Raw genomic sequence first — 18,251 nt, 5'->3', positions numbered from 1 at the left:
TTGTTCTATATTCACAAAAAAATCCGTAGTTAGTTTCCTAACTACGGATTTTGCATGATCGTTTGGATCGGTCAACCGGTCATTTTCTTAACTGATCGGCATTAAGCCTAGGCTCCTTTTCTATTTGTATATTTAATTAACTTCACGCTTAGTGGGTATAGGCATACCACACACATCAACGTAATTATGTGCTTTAACAAACCATGGTTCAATACGGTTTTTACGAGCACTGATCAAGTTTTTAAACACAGATGAGTTTGTTTTCATCACTTTAAATATACTTTTATCGCTTTGTATATCGCCAAGTACTTGTATATTGGTAATTGGGTTAAATACTTTTCCTTCAGTTGGTGTACGCGCTAAACGATTAAAATGCTCTATACCTTCGAGCACTCGGCCAAACACCGTAATGTTTTTATCAAGGTAACGAGGGCCTTGCCCTATCGTTACAAAAAACTCCGTACTCGCACTATTTATATCGTTATCGCGCGCCATTGCAAACACGCCACTACAATGCACTTGCCATGTTTGCGTATGTGCTGAATTTTGAGCTACTGTAAAGCCGTTTAAAAAACCCGTAACAGGCGCATATCCGTCGCCATTTAGCTCAGTAATTTTAAGTGGTTTGTTTGTTGTTAAATAAAACTCAGCAGGGACTGTTTTATCCGCTGTTTTAATTAACTTTTCACCCGAACTGTCGCCACCTTGCGCTACAAAACCTTCAACAAACCGATAAACGTTGGTATTTTTATAAAACCCTTCTCGTGCTAACTTTTTAATATTTTGAACGTGCTTTGGGGCAAGCAGTTCATTAAGCTCAATGTACGCATCGCCCGTTGGCAGCGTTATCTTTAAAGTATTTTGAGCGTTCACTACTCGCCAGTCATTATCTGTTGCACTCGCAATTACCTCACTCGCGCTCAATAAAGGTAGCTCTTGTTTAGCAACACCATTACCTAGTTGTTGAGCACAACCGCTTAATAAAACACTAAGCAGAGCTGGTAATATAATTTTTTTCATCGCTTATATCCTTATAATTATTATAGTTTTTGTTATTCCCAGTCAAACTTATATAGCACATCAACATTTTGGTATAGGCCGCTCGTTATTTCTATGTATAACTGTGAAAGTAACTGATAACGCACAGCCACTTCACTGAGCGAATCAAATACACCCACGCTATATTTAACTTGTAAGCTAGGTGCTACGTAACCTGATATTTCTACTTTGGTGCTATCACCACTACCTGATGAGCTTAAACTTACATCTGACAGCCCAAAGGTTTCACCTACCTTAGAAACAACCCCTTCGCTGCGGCTAACCCCTTGAGAAAGCAATAACTGCGTAAGCATCGCATCGCTTGACGAACTTTCTCCATCGCCTAAAGGTTGGCCATTAAGTAAATATGCGAGTGCTTGAGCTTGATCCATCGCAGGCTCAGAAAATATTTTAAGCGTTGGTTGTTCAACATTACCCGTGAGCGTAACCCCTGCAATGACACCATTTGCAGTCGTGTCGGGGTTACGTATTGCTTTAATATTTAAAAATGGTTGTTCAATTGAACCGCTAAAACCTACTTGCCCGGTGCTGATTATTAAATCTTGCCCAAAGGCTAAGTAAGTACCTTCAATTAAGTTAAGCTCACCTGTGGCTATGATTGGCGCACCTTGACTCATTTTTATCGCTAAATCACCCGCAACTTTTGATTCCAAGCCAAACGACTCTACTTTTACATCGTTTTTAACAATCACTTTTAAATCTATGTCGTAATCAAACGGAACTGTTTCGGTGGCCTCGGTTTTTTTATCAACAATAATTTCATCATCGCTAACTTGCACCGCGCCCTCAGGAAGCTCTTCAATCATTATACGACCGTAAGGCACAATTACCTCACCAGCAAGCTTGAGTGCATTATTAGCCAAGCCTATTTTTAAATCCGGCGATACTTTAAAAGTAACCCCTTGCTGCGCGCGTACATAAAACTGCTCGCCAACTACCGCAACATTTACAGCAGGTTGCGCACCTTGCCAATCAACGTCACCGGTGAGATTTATTTTACCGCCTTGATTGTCGTTTAAGTTGCCTTTTATTGTGGCTGTTGTTTTATCAAACAATACGTTTATGTTTGATTTTTGCAGCGCTATAGGTAGTTGCTCGCCCTCTAAACTAATATCGCTCACATTAAGTTCGCCATTTAATAAAGGATCTTTTAACGTACCAGCTAACGCCACTTTCCCGCTAATATCACCTTTTAACTGCTCAAGGGTTTCAAGAAAAGGTTGTAAGTCTGAAAGGAGTATTTTATCGATATTAATGGTGCCATTAAGCGCTTGCGTATTTTGTATATCATCGATATTAATTTGTGTGTTTATTTTCCCAAGCACACTTGATTCTAAATTAGCTTCAAGCTTGCCAATTTGAGAATCCGAAAACGCACTAATGCTTAATGTTTCAATAGGTAATTTAAAACGATCTTCTTCAGAGGTAAGTACCGCTGTTAAATCAGTAGAATCGATATTTGCACGTAATGTTTTAAGCGCACCGCTTTGCCAGTTAAGTGCCACATCGCCAGCTATATTACCGCGAGTACGAATATTGTCAGGCAAAAAGTGCTTAAGTTCTTCAAGTGCTAAGTTGCTTAGTTTAGCATTTAACTGACCGAGATTTTTTGACTGCGCTAAGGTGTCTATGCATAATTTACTTTGCTCAGATGCCCAACAATGTGCACTCACATCAAAGTCGCCACTTTGCGTATTAACCATAATGGCAATATTTTTAGTATTACTAAAACTAAGCTTTTTATCGCTGAGCGTTACATTACTAAGCTCGCCATTCCAAGTGGTATTATTAATTTTGCCATTAACTTCAAGCTCTAAACTGCCTTGCTCGGCATTTATAGATGCCGTAAGTTGGTGATCTGTTTTGTCGCCGCTAATATCAATTTTAACGCTATTAATTTGCTGTTCGGCTACAAGCACCGAACCAACACTTACCGAAACATCGGTTTGCCAATCGGCTGCGGTATCTAACTGCCCTTTTACTGATAGTTTATTAATGTTTATTTCATCAAAAATAAAGCGATCGAGTATTAGTGCTAAATCAACAGAGGGCGTTAACCTTTCCCCCCTTACTTTTAAATTTGCGTTGCCGTCAGCAGTAAATGGAATATTAGCTTTTTCATCACTTCTTAGCGTTACTTTGCCATCAACCCGCCAAGTATCATCAACTTGCCCGCTTAGTGCTAATTTATTGGTGCCGCTACTTAAATAAAAGCTATCAATATTAGCTTTTAACGTGTTGTCTAGCTTAAAGTTTGAGGCAAATTCTAGTGGCACGTCGTTAAGTAATCCGCTTAACTTTGTATTATTCATTTGTAGCTGCCACTTGTCGTCAGCTGCATTAAACGAGCCTTTAAACTGTCCTGAAATATCACTGGTAGCGGCATCAGTTAAGTACTGCGCTTTTAAGTTAGCAAGCGTGCCATTAAAGTTAGCCTGTATGCCTTTTTGCCAATCAACATTGGCTTCTATAGTTGCACTGCTTTCGTTCGCTTTAATGCTTAGCGCTTGTAAAGTTGCTTTGGTGAGACTGCCTTTTAATTGGGTATTTAAGTCAACAGCTGGGTACGCGCCTAGTTGGCTATTCGCCTGTAGGCTAAGCTGATAGTCGTCAGCATTACCTTGTGCGTTAAGGCTAACATTTCGTACTTTAAGTTCATTACTTTGTGCATCAATAAGCCACAGCTTAATTTTTCCATTTAACTCAAATGGATAGTTTTTTTGCTTTAAATTTGCCGTTGCCGTTAAACTAAGCGGATATTGCCCCTGCGTTTCTAAATTTAAGTTTAGATTTGATAAGTCGCCATTCAACTGCAAATTGGCTTGGTGCTCGTCACTTTGTAAAACAACATCCCCTTTCACGGGCAAATTCCCTGCAAGCTCAGCATTAAGATGCGTATTAAGCTGCCACTGTTCATACTTTGCTGAGAATGACTCTAAATTAATAACCGCATCTTCCACACTTAATTGCAGCGAGATGTTTTCAATAACATGTTGGGCTTCGTTTTGCTCAATCGTAATTTTAGCTATTTCAAAGTCTTCAACAACTAAATCAAGTGGCGAAGTAAATTCTATATTAGGCAATGCGGGTAGGTGCGTTAAAGGCGCTTGAGTATTTTGCGCCGTTTGTGTTTTCGCATCTTGTTCTTGCTCTTTTAGAGCAACAAGTATGGTGGGAATATTCAGGCTTTTAACCGTCAGCTTTGAACCCTCTGCTTTTGCTGAAAGTTTAAAATTATTAACGCTTACGTTTGCACTTGGGTGCTCTAGAGTGAATTTATTTATCGCTATATTTTTTACAGCAATATTAAAAGGTAAGCTAATTTTTTCAAGCGGCTCTGCCGCGGCTTCTTCTTGTGAATCTGCAGTTTTTGGTAATGTTAAATTTATAGATTTAGCACTTAAGTTATCTATACAAATTCCATCGCACTGCCACCAAAACAAATCAATTCTCAATTGTTGAGCATTAAAGTCCAGCCCGTTGTTAGCAAAGCGCACATTAAAGGCGTCATTATAAATAAAGCGGCCATCTTTAATTTCAATATGTAGTCCATCTACCGCTTTATTTGCACTATAAGCAATAAATTGATTACCGGGTGCGGTAAATAACAAACAAAATAGTGCAACAACTAACGTGACAAAAATAGCACTTACGGCGGCTGTTATCTTTTTTAATACTGACATTAAATTTCTGGCCCTATGGTAATACTTAAACGTGTGCTTTTACTTTCTTTTGTTAATCCCCAAGCGTGGTCTATACGCACAGGGCCTACTGGTGTTAAATAGCGAAAACCAAAACCAGCACCTACTTCAAAGTCATCCGAAAAATCATTAGTCGCAGTACCACCATCAACAAATAAAGCTGCTCGCCAATTTTTAGCAAACTGATAGTTGTACTCTATTGTACTGGTTAGTAAGTATTTACCACCGATGAGGTCGCCATCATCATTTTCTGGCGATATTGATTGATATGCAAAGCCACGAACGCTTTGATCACCACCAGCGTAAAAGCGCAGTGAGTAAGGTACGTTTTCAATATCATCAACAAGCATTGCCCCCACATTCGCTTTTAAAAACACCAAGTGGCGGTCAAAATAAGTGCGTAGCCATGCATGTTGCATTTGCACCCTAATCAAATTAGTACTCGAAAGCACATCATCTAAGCCAAACTCAGCAGATATAAGCCACTGCTCTCCCCAATAAGGAGTCGTGCCGCCTTTTGATTTTTTGCGCGCATAGCTAATGCCAGGCATTAACATTTCGGTACTTTCTTCGTCTTCATCACCGATGCGGTAGGTTTCTTGGTCGCGGCGTAAAAATGCAGTACGCACCCACTTATTTTCGGTCAACCATTGGCGCTGAACTTGCCCTGTTAATATTTCACTGTAAGTGTCGTTTGTGAGCTCATCTTCTAATTTATAACCGACAGAGAATCGCCATAAATCATCATTAGGATCATCAACCGGAATTGTATAAGCCATGGAAATATCTTGCTGCTTTTGTGCCACATTTAAATTAGTTTCGAGGTAATGGCCGTCTTCTGTGATCCACGGTTTACTCCATTTAAAACGCACCTTGGGCCCTAAGTCAGTACTAAAACCACCGCCAATTTCATAGCTGTTAGCTGGCTTGGGTAATACTTCAACTTTAATCGGTACTTGGCTGTTTTTGCGCGCTGCAATGTCAGCATAAACACGTACACTGGCAAAATAAGGGGTACTTGATAAATCCAAGTTATAGTCAGCAATATGTGTTGATTTATAAGGTTGGCCCTGCGAGAAAGGCGCTATAGAGCGTATGTATTTTTCAGCGGGTGTACTACTGGCAATTTGTATATCGCCAAACTGATACCTAACTCCGGTATCAATTATAAAAGTAATAACAGCACTATTTTTTTTAAGCGACACTTCTAATTTGCGCGCTGGCCACTTAGCATCAAAATAACCTAGCTCTAGTAGCATAGATTCTATTTTTTTATGAGCAGAGTCATATTTACCATGATTTAAAACATCACCTTGCTTTAAGTGATTGCTTTTAATCAATGCCTGTAATTGGGTATCGCTTTGACCATCACCGTTTAGCGTAATATTAATTGCTTCTATGCGAGTTGCAGGCCCCCGTTCAACTTTAACAATTAGTTCGCTGTCGTCTTTATCATAAATAACCTCGACGGTCGGGCTATAATAGCCAAGTGCTTTGATGCTATTTTGTACTTGTTTTTGAGCATAACGGCGAAGTGTACGGGTTGGCTTCTCGCCAATTAACTGCTTGAGGTAAAGAGCTACGTTATTTTCTAAATCGCCACTTAACCCTTCAATTTCGTAATCTTCTATGACTTTTTCTGCCGCATAGCTATTTGTCGCAATTAAAGCGCTCACAACACACATGCAACGTAAAAACTTAATAAACAAGTAAATATCCTTACTTTTAATATCTTACAAAAAACTAGTTAATTACCCGCATATTAGCATAGCCATAATGAGCAACACATTAACTTAATAACAATCTAACGCGTAAATTTAACTTTGAATAAATATCAGCATAATTAAAATTAGTACGCGTTAAGACAATATTTTAGTTACAATAGTGCCTACGAATAAAAAATTAATTTTAAATGAGTTTTTAATGCAATTCCCTGATGATGATAACGGCCAACTTTTAGCCGAAATAGCCGCTGCTGGCATTGATTTAAATAAAATGCACCAAGTCGATTTTTTTATTTTATTTGAACAAGAAGCCGATGCTGAAAAATTTGCTAAAGAAATAGTCTCTGATGCATTAGTTCAAAATGCTGAGCTCGAAAAATGCAAAGACACTGGCGTTTGGGAAGTAATCACTCAAGTACAAATGGTGCCAGAGCACACCCTTCTAGGACAAGCAGAGCAATACATTGAAAGTATTGCTAATAGCTTTAATGGATACGGTGATGGCTGGGGATTAATGGACGGTGAAGAAGCTTAGTTGCCTTTTAATTGTATTAGTTCAATGTACTCTATCAGTTAAGCTTAGCGGCTTAACTGATTTGCCTTTCTAAAACCCCCTTTATAGTCAAATAGTTTATCAGCCACTTTCCAACCATACTTTTTGCTTTTTCGTGCAATAACAAAATCCGGTGGTACTAATTCAAATTGTGCGTTTACTACTTGCTCTGCAGTCTTAAAATTAATAGGTGTTTGCCCAAGTCCTACTCGTAGACCAAATTGCTTATTAAATATAAATTGCCCGCCTTTATTTGCGAGGTTATATACCTCATCGCAACTTGCGCCATCTTCATCAAAATACGTTATTTTAATTAAATCGTCTTTAATTTGAGTTACCGATAACCCACTACATCGAAGCACAAGTGCGTCTTTTAAGTTTAATGCATTACGTAGCTTATCATCAGGGTCAGCCATTACCGCGCCGCAATCATGGCATTGTCGTGCAGCAATATCATTTTGAGCGCCGCACTGCTCGCATTCTTTAAATCTAAAACGATAATCGCACTGCTCTTTATGGCCACTATCGTCTTCTAACAACCCTTTACATCGCCTGCCAAAGTGCTCTATTACTTTTCCAGCAGAATCAGTTTTACCCCAAAATATATTAGCAAACCCACAACCTGGGCAAAGTACCTGCACAGGCTCGTTATCACTATCGCCTTTTTTATCGCCTACTTCTGGGTGAAATAAATTAAAACCATTGCCGGCATAATCTATTACTAAGCAATCCGTTTTCGATTCAGATAACCTCAAGCCTCGCCCCACAATTTGTTGATATAAACTAACTGATTCTGTAGGTCTTAGAATAGCTATAAAGTCGACATGTGGCGCATCAAAGCCGGTTGTTAGTACGGATATATTAACTAGATACTTTAATTGCTTAGCTTTAAATTGCTTAATGATTTTATCGCGCTCAGTGTTTGGCGTATCACCTGTTATTAGCGCGCTTTGATGAGCTGGCAAATAGCTTAATATTTCCTGAGCATGCAATACCGTGGCGGCAAAAACCATAACACCTTCACGCTCTTCACTGTATTGAATTACTTGCTGTAATATAGCTTTAGTTGCGCGCTCACTGTTTTTTAAAAGCGCATTCATATCATCAGTCGTATATTGCCCAAATGCATTACTATCTAAGGACGAAAAATCATAATGGCTAATCGCTGCATCAACTTCATTTGGCGGCGTTAAATAATTATGTTTGATCATATACCTGAGCGGCAATTCAAAAATACAACTTTTAAACGGGCTTTCTTTAGTCCCTTTAACAAAGCCATGATAATGATGATGGTATATCCACCCCGTTCCTAGCCGATAAGGTGTTGCTGTTAAACCCAATACTTTTAACTGAGGGTTATATTCTTTTAAACTACTTATTACTTTTCCGTACTGGCTTTTTTTATCCCCATTTACCCTGTGGCATTCATCAATAATAAGTAACGAATAATGCTCATTTAATTTATTTAAATTACGAGAAAGTGATTGCACACTGGCAAAGGTTACTTGATGGTTTAATGACTTTTCTTTTAAACCTGCTGAAAATATACTCGCCTCTAAACCAAAACTTTTATATTTTTGCGAATTTTGCTCTACCAACTCTTTTACATGAGCAAGTACTAATATTTTTTGCTTAGCAATACGGGCAAGTTCAGCAATAACCAAACTCTTACCTGCGCCGGTTGGTAGCACAATAACGGCAGGATCATTACTCTTTCTAAAGTGTAAAACGGTTCGTTCTACGGCTTCTTGCTGGTAAGGTCTTAGTTTATAGCTCATGGGAAAACAAATAGGTTTGAGTGAAGAGATTTTAGCAAATAATAGCTGGGAGTTTTAAACTTTAATTATATTTTATTGAGGGGGAAACAAAAAAGAGAAGCCGAAGCTTCTCTTATATTTAGCTTTAAGCTAAAAACTTCTCAAGCTCAACACCTTCAAACGCTTTAGGACGACGGCCACGGCCTGTCCATTCAATAGTCTCACCATTAAGTTCCATGCGGTACTTAGGCTTAACTTTAGTACGTTTGTCAGATGCTCCATCTTGTAAATCTTCTAGCGTAAGTCCTTTTTCTTTTAAAAGATCCAAAACTTCCTGTTTCGCTTTTTGCTGCTGGGTATATTTTGAAATTGCATCATTGATAAGCTGTTGGGCTTTTTCAAGATCCGTTAATGATGCTGTTTTAATAAAAGATCGGACTTCTTTCATTTATATCTCGCTAAATTGTGTGATTAGATTTATTTAAATATTCTTTTTTAGTATAAGGGTATTTTTCAAAAATAACTACGACACATAATTTATTAATGTATATAAAATTTATTTATAAAAAAACCGCGATTAAAATCGCGGCTTTTATCATTTTATATAAATAATAATTAGAACTTAGTAGTAAAGCTTAACTGGAAATAACGACCAGTAACATCATAAGCTTCACCAACAGTGTTTATACCTGATGCTCCACTTACAGAACTTTGGTTTGCTACAGGAGGTTGCTTATCAAAAACATTTCGAACTGACAAAGTAACGTCTGTTCCATCAGTGATGTTATAAGTACCTGATAGATCATGATAAATAACAGTCGGGAAGCGATTAAACTTTTCTAAAGGAGCACCAGTTGAGAAGTTTTGGTTTCCTTCAATATTACTATCATTTGAACTTGCCCAGTACTTCATGCGCCATGATACTGCAAAGTCATCAACTGCATAGCCTAAATTTAAATTTGCACGATTAGTAGGAGTTAATACTTCACCTCTGTAATCTATCTCTTCACCAGATTCAATTGATGTTTCAGCATACTCATACAAATGATTCCAAATCAAGTCAGCTGATAATTGCCCGTAAGCAAATTCTTGTTTATAGCTTAATTCAATATCCAAGCCTTTTGTGCTTAAATCATTTTCATTGCTAGTACCAGAGCTAACTTCTGTCAAAGCACCTCTTGTATCACGTATTGCCCCACCACATGTCGCATCAAAGTCTGATGGATTAACACCGTAGCATCGGTTTAATACCGTTGTTCTAGCAGTGGTAGCAATAGCGTTATCTACAGCAATATCGTAGTAGTCAAGCGTTAATGAAAATTCATCAGTCACTTGCCAAATAGCGCCAACACTAAATGAATCAGATGTTTCTTCTTTTACATCTTCATTACCACCAACATAACCGCCAGTGCTTTGACGTTCAATAGTTGTTAAATTGAATGCGCCTTCAGTAGCAACTCGATTAGCCACTTCAGCGATAGAAAGACAGTTAGCCGCTACATTTCCGGTAGATGATGCAGTAATTGCATCACATGGATCTGCAACACCTGAAAATGTTTCACCTCTACCACCGAATAAATCAGCAATATTTGGAGTTCTAATAGCTCGCGCTGCTGATGCTCTTAATTTTACTGTATCTGTAGGAGAGTATTGTACACCTGCATTCCATGTTGTTTGTCCACCAACAATTTCATGATCTGAATAGCGAGCGGCTAAATCTAGTTCAACATTTTCGAGAACTGGTAATACAGTTTCAACAAAAACATCGTTAGTGTAGAAGCTACCATTCGTAGGCTCAGATTTATTTGTACTTGAAGCACCAGTTTGCGCTAAATCACCTGGAGAGTATGAACCTTTTTCAAGACGATGTTCTGCACCAACTGCTAGACCAACCATACCACCTTCTAGCTCAATTGGTAATTCACCTGAAAGGGTTGTTGAAAATATAAATTGCTCAACTTGACCTTGAGATTTTGCAGGTGATCTTACATATGCAACAGCTTCATCAGACAAAGTTCCTGCACCGAACAAATCTAAAGGCACACATCCTTGAAGTACTGCTAAATCATTAGAACATTGGACGTTACCTTCTGCGTTAGTGTATACATCTAATGCATTTGCAGCACGTTCAACATTTATTTGACCACCATTTTCTTGGCGCTGGTCAGTTTTACCCCATGAAATATAAGAGTTTAAAAGCCAGTTGTCATTAATTTCCCAATCTATACCTGTCGCAATACGGATAGTATCACGCTCTAAATCTGTTGAACGAGCACCAAACTCAACCATACGGCGAACTAACGTTGGAATATTATTATCCATTGTTAAATCAGGATTATCAGACATTAAATTTTGGCGTAAAAGGTCTGGAACTAAAGGGCTTCCCAGTTTAATCCCACCAACGCCACCACGTGAAGGTAGATATACATCATCCGTAGTAAAAGGAGTTGGTTCAATAGTCGAGTTGTATGTTTTAGATGAATTCCAGTTTACTTCCGTGAAAGAGTGAACACTATCTGAAATATCTTGTTTAAAATTAACTGCTGCGTATTTACGCTCAAGCGGAGTAACTAACTGTCGGTAAGAAGCACGATTGAATGAATTCTCATCACCTACATAAGGTGTCCCATCTGCATTGTATGCGCCAACACGGCCTTGAGGCGGATATGAAGAATTCTGAATACCAACATATTCACCACCCTCATCATTCAAAAATATAGCTTCATCATATCTTGAGAAGTCTCGATCGGATGACTTCAGACCTTTATCATCATCATATCCAGCAGCAATTGTTACACTACCTGAATCCCAACTATTACCAGCAGTAAGGTTTAAAGAATATTTTTCGCGATCAGACTCATCTGAAACACCTGTTTGAGCGTTAACTTCAACACCTTCAAAATCGCTTCGCGTAATAATGTTCACAACACCAGCAACAGCATCTGAACCATAAATCGCTGAAGAAGCACTTTTAAGAATATCAATACGTTCAATCATTGATGCTGGTATTGCATTTAAGTCAACCGCATAACCACTTGATGGAGAAACGCCTGATACAAAGCGACGACCATTCACTAATACTAATGTTCTTGAAGAACCTAAGTTACGTAAAGATGTAGTGTTAAGACCAACGCCTGTAGTACCAAATGCACTATTTGATTGGTTTGAACCAGCAATAGTGACCGGGGATTGATTCAAAACATCAGCTACATTCAATGCGCCCATTTGAATAATATCACTTCGGCCAATTGATGTGATTGGCACGGTTGTTTCAATATCAGTGCGCTTTATGCGTGAACCCGTTACTTGAATACGCTCTACTTTTTCAACACCTTCGTTTGCAGCGATTGTGTTCATAGAAAAAACAGCTGTAGATGCTGCACCAAAAGCAATCGCTAAGCGAACAGCTTTTGAAACTTGATTATTTAACATTGGATTCTCCCTAGAATACTATTTTAATTGTTTTGCCTTCAAAAACGGTCTGTAATTAATCACAGTACCTATTTTGATTCGAATAGTAGTCCTAACTTATGCAAAAGGTCAACACTTGGCTAACCAAATAAAACTCTTTATTTACAAAGCTTTAAAGTAACAAAAAACAAACACAATGCTCTTTTTGCATTATTGCAAAAACTTGATTTAGAATAAGTGCTATTTACTGAAGAAATCATATCTAAGTCTCGCCTCAAACAAGTTACTTACTTCCTTATTGTGGCGAATTATGTAGGTGTAAAAGCATGCAAAAAATAAATTACCTACATAAAATTAACAAAAATGATTGAGACAACTATAGCTATTCAACTATCTGAAAAAGTACTACTTGGCCTTTCTAAAAAAGAAAAAATCCATAAAGCTATATGTTCATTGATTTCAAAAATCGCACACCGATGGCAGGCTAACTAAAATAGCTGAGTCACTTTTTGTAGTAATTACTATTAAATATGTATAAATGCTTAGTCTGTATTTCAGAAAGTCGGCGAGGTAGGAGTGTTAATAACTCCTTATATAGATAAAGACGCTATGCGAGTGACGCAAGCTTAATACTGAAACGAAAAAATGAAAGAGCTGCTGTTATGCGTGATGTAATGTGATGCTGCTGATAGCTTTAAAACTCAAAGATATTAAAGCACCACCCTATTCATCAGATTAGAATATAATAAATTTAGAATAGGCTTTTAAAGGATACGAAGACGTTGTTAACGTAGCTTTGAAGTACGTAACCTCTTTATCAAAAAAAGTAATTGGCGTATCAGATATGATCAAGGTTGAGGCCTGTACTACCCAAGAATATATCCAATCACCACATTTTCAGCTTAAGTAATGAAAGATAATCTTTTGTTGGTATCCATTATGTTTTTAAACTTCTGAAGAACCGCTAAGTAAATCCAACAATTTCCAGTCTAAAGAAACGTAATATCAACTAGATGTAAAAATTTTTGCCTAGTTATAGCGAAATTTACTTATCGTTAAATAAACCCCATATATAAGCCGGTTCGTATAAAAACATATTAGGGCAAGTAAAACATAAAAAAGCCTACTGAAATTTCAGTAGGCTTTAATATTAAACACTTTCGTTTATAAACTTATTTACTAAAGATATTAGAAACGTAAGTTTAGTCCTAAGTTGAAACGTCTGCCGTATACGTCGAAAAACTCACCATCATCGTATGTGCCAGGGTTTCTAGGAGGTGTAATATCAAATAAGTTTGAAACACCTAATCTTACTTCAAGCATTTCGCTAACAGTATAACGACCATTTATTGACCATTCTGTATAAGAAGGAACATCATTATAGTTGTTATTTTCAGCAGTCCACTCTCTGTCTAATACTGTTGAATGACGGTATTTACCAATCATACCTACGTATAAATCATCGTAAGTATAGCCTACCGTTAGGTTACCCTGCCAACGAGGGTATCTTACTTCACCAACTGTAGGTGTTGGTTCATAGCCTTCGCTAGAAACATCTGTATTAAACTCTCTATGCTCAAGGTAACTTGCTAGTAAACGGAAGTTAAATGAACCGTAGCTCGTTTCATACTTGTATGTACCTTCTAAATCAACACCCTTAAGAGAGTAAGATGCTAAGTTATATGGTCCATTACGAACCTCAGAAATATCAAGAGTCGTAGGATCACGGTCAACTAAGTCACAAGCACTATTATCTAAACTAGACGCTTCGTAACAATCATCAATAACACGCTGTGCACCTAAAGAGTTAATTGCATCTTCAACGTCAAAACTCCAATAATCTGCAATTAACGTGATATTTTCAGTTGGGGTATAAATTACACCAAATAATGTATCGTCAGACGTTTCTTCTTGAAGGTTTGCATTACCTGAATTCACACTTGGCGGAGTAACACTACGCCAATCATCAGATGGTCTCCAATCTCCAACTGTAGTACCTGGATTTGGAATGCCTGCAGCTTGACAGTTAGCAATTAAGTTTGCTTTTTTGCTATCACTCGCTGTAGATATATTAGTTTGGTCACATGGATCGCCATAAGACGCGAATGACTGAGTACCAGCAGAATAAAGTTGAGATAATGATGGAGCACGAACCGACTTAGACTTTGTACCACGGAAACGAAGTTCATCGTTCATTGCATAGTTAAAGCCTACCTTCCAAGCTACATTATCGCCCACTGAAGAGTAATCCATGTAACGAGCGGCTAACTCAAGGCTTAATGAATCAACAAATGGTGCATCCACTAATAATGGAACTGACATTTCAACACCAATTTCATCAACTGTAAATTCACCATCCCATGCTTTTACAAAGTTACCAAACACTAGATTATTCTGCATTGCTGCACCAGGTTCATTAGAACCAGTTTCTTTACGATGCTCAGCACTTAAAGCAAAAGAAACACCACCGGCAGGCATATCAAAAGCATAACCTGAAATAACACCACCAATAACTTGCTGCTGTTTAACTTTAGAAATTGATGCTGAGGTAGTAACGTAATCTAAAGCTTCTTGAGATGCACCATTAAGACCGAACAGGCTCAATGCCTGACAACCATCTAACGCACCAACTAAAGAACCATCTGAATCACGGTCTGCACAACGAATTGCTCCGTCAATTTCTACCGCGTCAATAGCCTTGTTAAAGTTCTCAGTAAGGAATTCACCGTTCCATGTAGTGTCGTTTTTATTGCGACCGTAACTAAAATATACTTCGTAATCGAACTCTTCTAGTAGTAACCCTTGGAAAGAAAGAGTTGTATTAAGTGTTGTACGATCATCTTCATAGGTACGATTACCGAAACCCGAAGCTAGCTTATAAATTGTAACTGAATCTCTATTAGCTTCATCTAGCTGTGCTTTAGCAGCTGGGTCTAAAAATGCATTATCTGAACGAATCGATTCAGCAAGGAAAATTGGGCTACTTTCTGCATAAGCACTTGCTTTTGAAAAAGAAACTTCAAAATTCATTGAATGATCGTCAGCATAATTATTTACAATGTTTGTAAAAACATTGAAACGATTAAGTGGTGTTGCAAGATCTTGATGTTCAATAAATTTGTAACCATTAGAGAAGCCGTCACCAAAATATCTAAGTTGATTATTCGGTGCAGGTCTTGTTACACCACCAACTATAACGGGACTAAATTCACCATTATCACCAAATACAACATGGCCATCAGGTAGGAATGCATCACCTGCGCGATCGTAATAGCCTAGTGTTTGCAAACCGGCAAACTCACCTGTAGCTAAAATATTCTGTGGAATTCCATCTGTGTCAGAAACATTATCAGGGTTTAACATTCCAGAAACTGGGTTACGAAGAAAGTCACGGTCTTGAGCTTCAAGCTGTTCTGTTTCTGAGTAAGATAAGCTCGTAATAAAACTTATTTTGTCGCTTTCACCACCAAATGTGAATGAAAAAGACTCTTCTTCACCACCACTTTGTTCTGTAATAGATTTTTTGTAGTTGAAGTCCATAGTATCTTGAGACTTTTTCAAAATAATATTAACTACACCCGCAATTGCATCTGAACCGTAAACTGCTGACGCGCCGCCATGAACAATATCCATACGTTCAATCATTTCAGTCGGAATGCCGTTTAAATCTACCGCAGGATTATCTACAGAAGCACCTACGTATCGACGACCGTTTACAAGTACTAAAGTACGACCTTCTCCAAGCTGACGAAGATCTGTAGTATTTATACCCGCACCAAAAATAGTGTTAGTAGTTGTTGTAGGTGCAGAGCCTACGCCAGATGAAGGCAGTTTTTGTAACAAATCTGATATGTTTGTGATGCCGGCATTAGATAGCTCTTCGCCGGTGATTGTAGTTACAGGAGTAGGTGAAACCTCTGAAAAACGCTTAATACGCGAGCCTGTAACCTCTATACGTTCTACTTTTTCAACGCCTTCTTCTGCCGCAATTGAATTTGCCGAAAAAACAGCTGTTGATGCTGTACCAAAAGCAATCGCTAAGCGAACTGCCTTTGAAATTTTATTGTTTAACATTTGATTCTCCCTAGAATACTATTTTATTATTTATGCTTAATTTTTAAAATTAATGCGCAATAAAGCCACTTAATAAGACTAAAAATGCCTATATGAAGGTACAGTAGGACTTTATTGTGTGACGGATGATAGTACTAGAGAAACAAAGAGGTCAACACATTATTAACTTTAAACCAGCAAAAATAACAAATGTATCTTTCACCATTACATTAAAATCAACAGTAAGCAGCTGATTTTATTGAAAAAGTATTATGTGTATATTTAAAGCTTATATCACCTTAAAATAAAACACTTAAATAACAACAACTTGAATGTTTGTAAAGATTTGTAACAAAGCATCACTAAAATATATAAAAACATTCATATTTAGTAGACTTATCTAAAGCTGCAGGTTTAAAAAAGTGTCTCTTTTATTTAAGGTGAAATAAAAAACAACCTTACTATCAATTAGATAACCTCACTTTTATACCTTAACAATAAGATATATATGCGATTACTTTAATCTTTTCGAGTATATGACTTATAGTATGCTTGTAAAATTTATTATAGGAATGGACCCAATTAATGTGTAAACATACATAATTACTTACTCCTTCCTTATTTTGCAATCTGAGTTGTAAATTTTATGTTTTTTAACTTAGATATGTGGAAAAACCTTTTGAAGTAATCACTTAAATTTTATCCTGATCTTTTTAGGATAAGCAGATTATAACCAAGCTACCTGTTTGGCTTTTATGTAAATACCCACTACTGCCTGCATTTAATTTGTTTGAGAAATTCAGTTTAGAGCTATTGGGTACACATGTCAGATTATAAGTTTGGTTATATTATTTTGTAATTTGGCCTACATCGTGTTTAACCTGATTTATTGAGCTAGCCAGCTGCAAATCATAAATAAACTTTCTTTAATATGTCGTAAAAATATTCATTATCATTTTTATACTCGAAAAGAGCATCGACTGATGAGTGTTTGTTTAATGAGAGGAAATTATGAACTCAATTGTGAAGGTAGTGCTTGAACATTTGGTTGTTAACTGGCCAATATTACTTCTTAATACTTGTTCTAATGATATTTGAACCATCTCTTTATTTACTAATTTGATAACATTCATCTGAGTATCACATTAACCGGTAAATCAAAGTTAAAACATCCAAAATCATCAGATAAGCTACATGTATCTGATACGGCCTTAACTGTTAATATTGAATGTACTTAAGAAGAGTTACCCCCTATTAAGTGTAATGCGGGATATCCTCTATATTCATATTTACAGATACTTTTGCCGGGAGCCTCTACAATGATTATCGCTAGAAATAGAACAACTATAGTTTATAGTTACTCAGAATAAATAAGCTATAAATTATAAATAACGACAAACACTTAAAAACTTATTGCGATTAAAATCAACCACTTAAATAAACCAAGAGATGAATCATATATAATAGTTTTGTAAAAAATACGTTATTGAAATACGAGAAAACACCAACTAAATACAAAGTTACCACGTTAACAAGGTTTGGCAGATAGTCGAAATTCAATGAAATAATGTAGCCTGGAGGAGGGGTAAGTTTAATAGCAAATAGTTTACTTAATATAGATAACCTGTCCGCATTATTATTAGTACTAACACATCAAGATTTCGAACATAAGTTAAAGTATTGCAATTAAACTTAGTAGTAAAATTAGTTCCTATCTTGGTAAATATTTCCTCTTTTGTTAATTTCTCTCATTGCCTCTTGGTTTTTTTTGCGTCTTTCTTCTGCCAACTCTTTTGACATGCATGTACGCTTTTTAATATTACTACCTGTCACCGCTATTTTTTCGCATACCATATTTTCATTACTGCTTAGAGAGTCTTCACTCAGTGAACTACAACCAGATAGAAATAGTAAACTTGAAATGATTATTACGATTAGCTTTTTCATTTTATTCCCTTAAAGTAAAAGCGCTAATATTATGAATATTAGCGCT

The 18,251-nt window shown here is 37.1% G+C and carries 9 protein-coding genes; 1 reads left to right on the top strand and 8 read right to left on the bottom strand.

The genetic code is table 11. The annotated features are described in order from the left end of the window. Positions 1–132: 132 nt before the first annotated feature. From I6F50_RS15045 to I6F50_RS15035, 3 genes are read right to left on the bottom strand one after another with little or no spacing between them, the layout of a single operon-like run. A complete protein-coding gene (locus I6F50_RS15045) occupies positions 133–1,020 on the bottom strand; it encodes a peptidylprolyl isomerase (protein WP_197176625.1) in 888 nt (295 codons plus the stop codon). Positions 1,021–1,052: 32 nt separating this feature from the next. Then, on the bottom strand, positions 1,053–4,742 hold the full coding sequence (locus I6F50_RS15040; protein WP_197176623.1) for a translocation/assembly module TamB domain-containing protein: 3,690 nt from the start codon (positions 4,740–4,742) through the stop codon (positions 1,053–1,055). Continuing rightward, a complete protein-coding gene (locus I6F50_RS15035; protein ID WP_197176621.1) occupies positions 4,742–6,469 on the bottom strand; it encodes an autotransporter assembly complex family protein in 1,728 nt (575 codons plus the stop codon). Before I6F50_RS15035 ends, I6F50_RS15040 begins: the two co-directional genes overlap by 1 nt. A gap of 214 nt (positions 6,470–6,683) precedes the next feature. On the opposite strand from I6F50_RS15035, the gene I6F50_RS15030 reads away from it, so the two are divergent. Beyond that, positions 6,684–7,019, top strand: coding sequence for a ribonuclease E inhibitor RraB (locus I6F50_RS15030; RefSeq protein WP_165725436.1), 336 nt, complete (start codon positions 6,684–6,686; stop codon positions 7,017–7,019). A gap of 44 nt (positions 7,020–7,063) precedes the next feature. Here I6F50_RS15030 and I6F50_RS15025 read toward each other — a convergent pair whose 3' ends face one another. The 5 genes from I6F50_RS15025 to I6F50_RS15005 form a co-directional block, all read right to left on the bottom strand. Further along, entirely contained in the window at positions 7,064–8,815 is a 1,752-nt protein-coding gene (locus I6F50_RS15025) for a DEAD/DEAH box helicase (protein WP_197176619.1), read from the bottom strand. Positions 8,816–8,939: 124 nt separating this feature from the next. Further along, on the bottom strand, positions 8,940–9,242 hold the full coding sequence (locus tag I6F50_RS15020) for an H-NS family nucleoid-associated regulatory protein (protein ID WP_007586043.1): 303 nt from the start codon (positions 9,240–9,242) through the stop codon (positions 8,940–8,942). Positions 9,243–9,409: 167 nt separating this feature from the next. Further along, a complete protein-coding gene (locus tag I6F50_RS15015; RefSeq protein WP_165741699.1) occupies positions 9,410–12,226 on the bottom strand; it encodes a TonB-dependent receptor in 2,817 nt (938 codons plus the stop codon). Positions 12,227–13,393: 1,167 nt separating this feature from the next. Continuing rightward, positions 13,394–16,279, bottom strand: coding sequence for a TonB-dependent siderophore receptor (locus I6F50_RS15010; protein WP_197176617.1), 2,886 nt, complete (start codon positions 16,277–16,279; stop codon positions 13,394–13,396). Positions 16,280–17,962: 1,683 nt separating this feature from the next. Beyond that, complete coding sequence (locus tag I6F50_RS15005; RefSeq protein ID WP_024593662.1) at positions 17,963–18,205, bottom strand: hypothetical protein; 243 nt, start codon at positions 18,203–18,205, stop codon at positions 17,963–17,965. Positions 18,206–18,251: the final 46 nt, after the last annotated feature.

It is taken from the genome of Pseudoalteromonas sp. NZS127_1 (genome assembly GCF_015864295.1).
In the GTDB taxonomy this organism is placed as follows: domain Bacteria; phylum Pseudomonadota; class Gammaproteobacteria; order Enterobacterales; family Alteromonadaceae; genus Pseudoalteromonas; species Pseudoalteromonas arctica.
The sequence above is the reverse complement of the archived record's forward strand: the minus strand, read 5'-3'. Positions and strand labels throughout refer to the sequence as shown.

What these genes read in the sequence shown, in the direction of transcription:
- I6F50_RS15045 (WP_197176625.1), bottom strand. Translation starts at nt 1,020, where the DNA reads ATGAAAAAAATTATATTACCAGCTCTGCTTAGTGTTTTATTAAGCGGT.
- I6F50_RS15040 (WP_197176623.1), bottom strand. Translation starts at nt 4,742, where the DNA reads ATGTCAGTATTAAAAAAGATAACAGCCGCCGTAAGTGCTATTTTTGTC.
- I6F50_RS15030 (WP_165725436.1), top strand. Translation starts at nt 6,684, where the DNA reads ATGCAATTCCCTGATGATGATAACGGCCAACTTTTAGCCGAAATAGCC.
- I6F50_RS15025 (WP_197176619.1), bottom strand. Translation starts at nt 8,815, where the DNA reads ATGAGCTATAAACTAAGACCTTACCAGCAAGAAGCCGTAGAACGAACC.
- I6F50_RS15020 (WP_007586043.1), bottom strand. Translation starts at nt 9,242, where the DNA reads ATGAAAGAAGTCCGATCTTTTATTAAAACAGCATCATTAACGGATCTT.
- I6F50_RS15015 (WP_165741699.1), bottom strand. Translation starts at nt 12,226, where the DNA reads ATGTTAAATAATCAAGTTTCAAAAGCTGTTCGCTTAGCGATTGCTTTT.
- I6F50_RS15010 (WP_197176617.1), bottom strand. Translation starts at nt 16,279, where the DNA reads ATGTTAAACAATAAAATTTCAAAGGCAGTTCGCTTAGCGATTGCTTTT.
- I6F50_RS15005 (WP_024593662.1), bottom strand. Translation starts at nt 18,205, where the DNA reads ATGAAAAAGCTAATCGTAATAATCATTTCAAGTTTACTATTTCTATCT.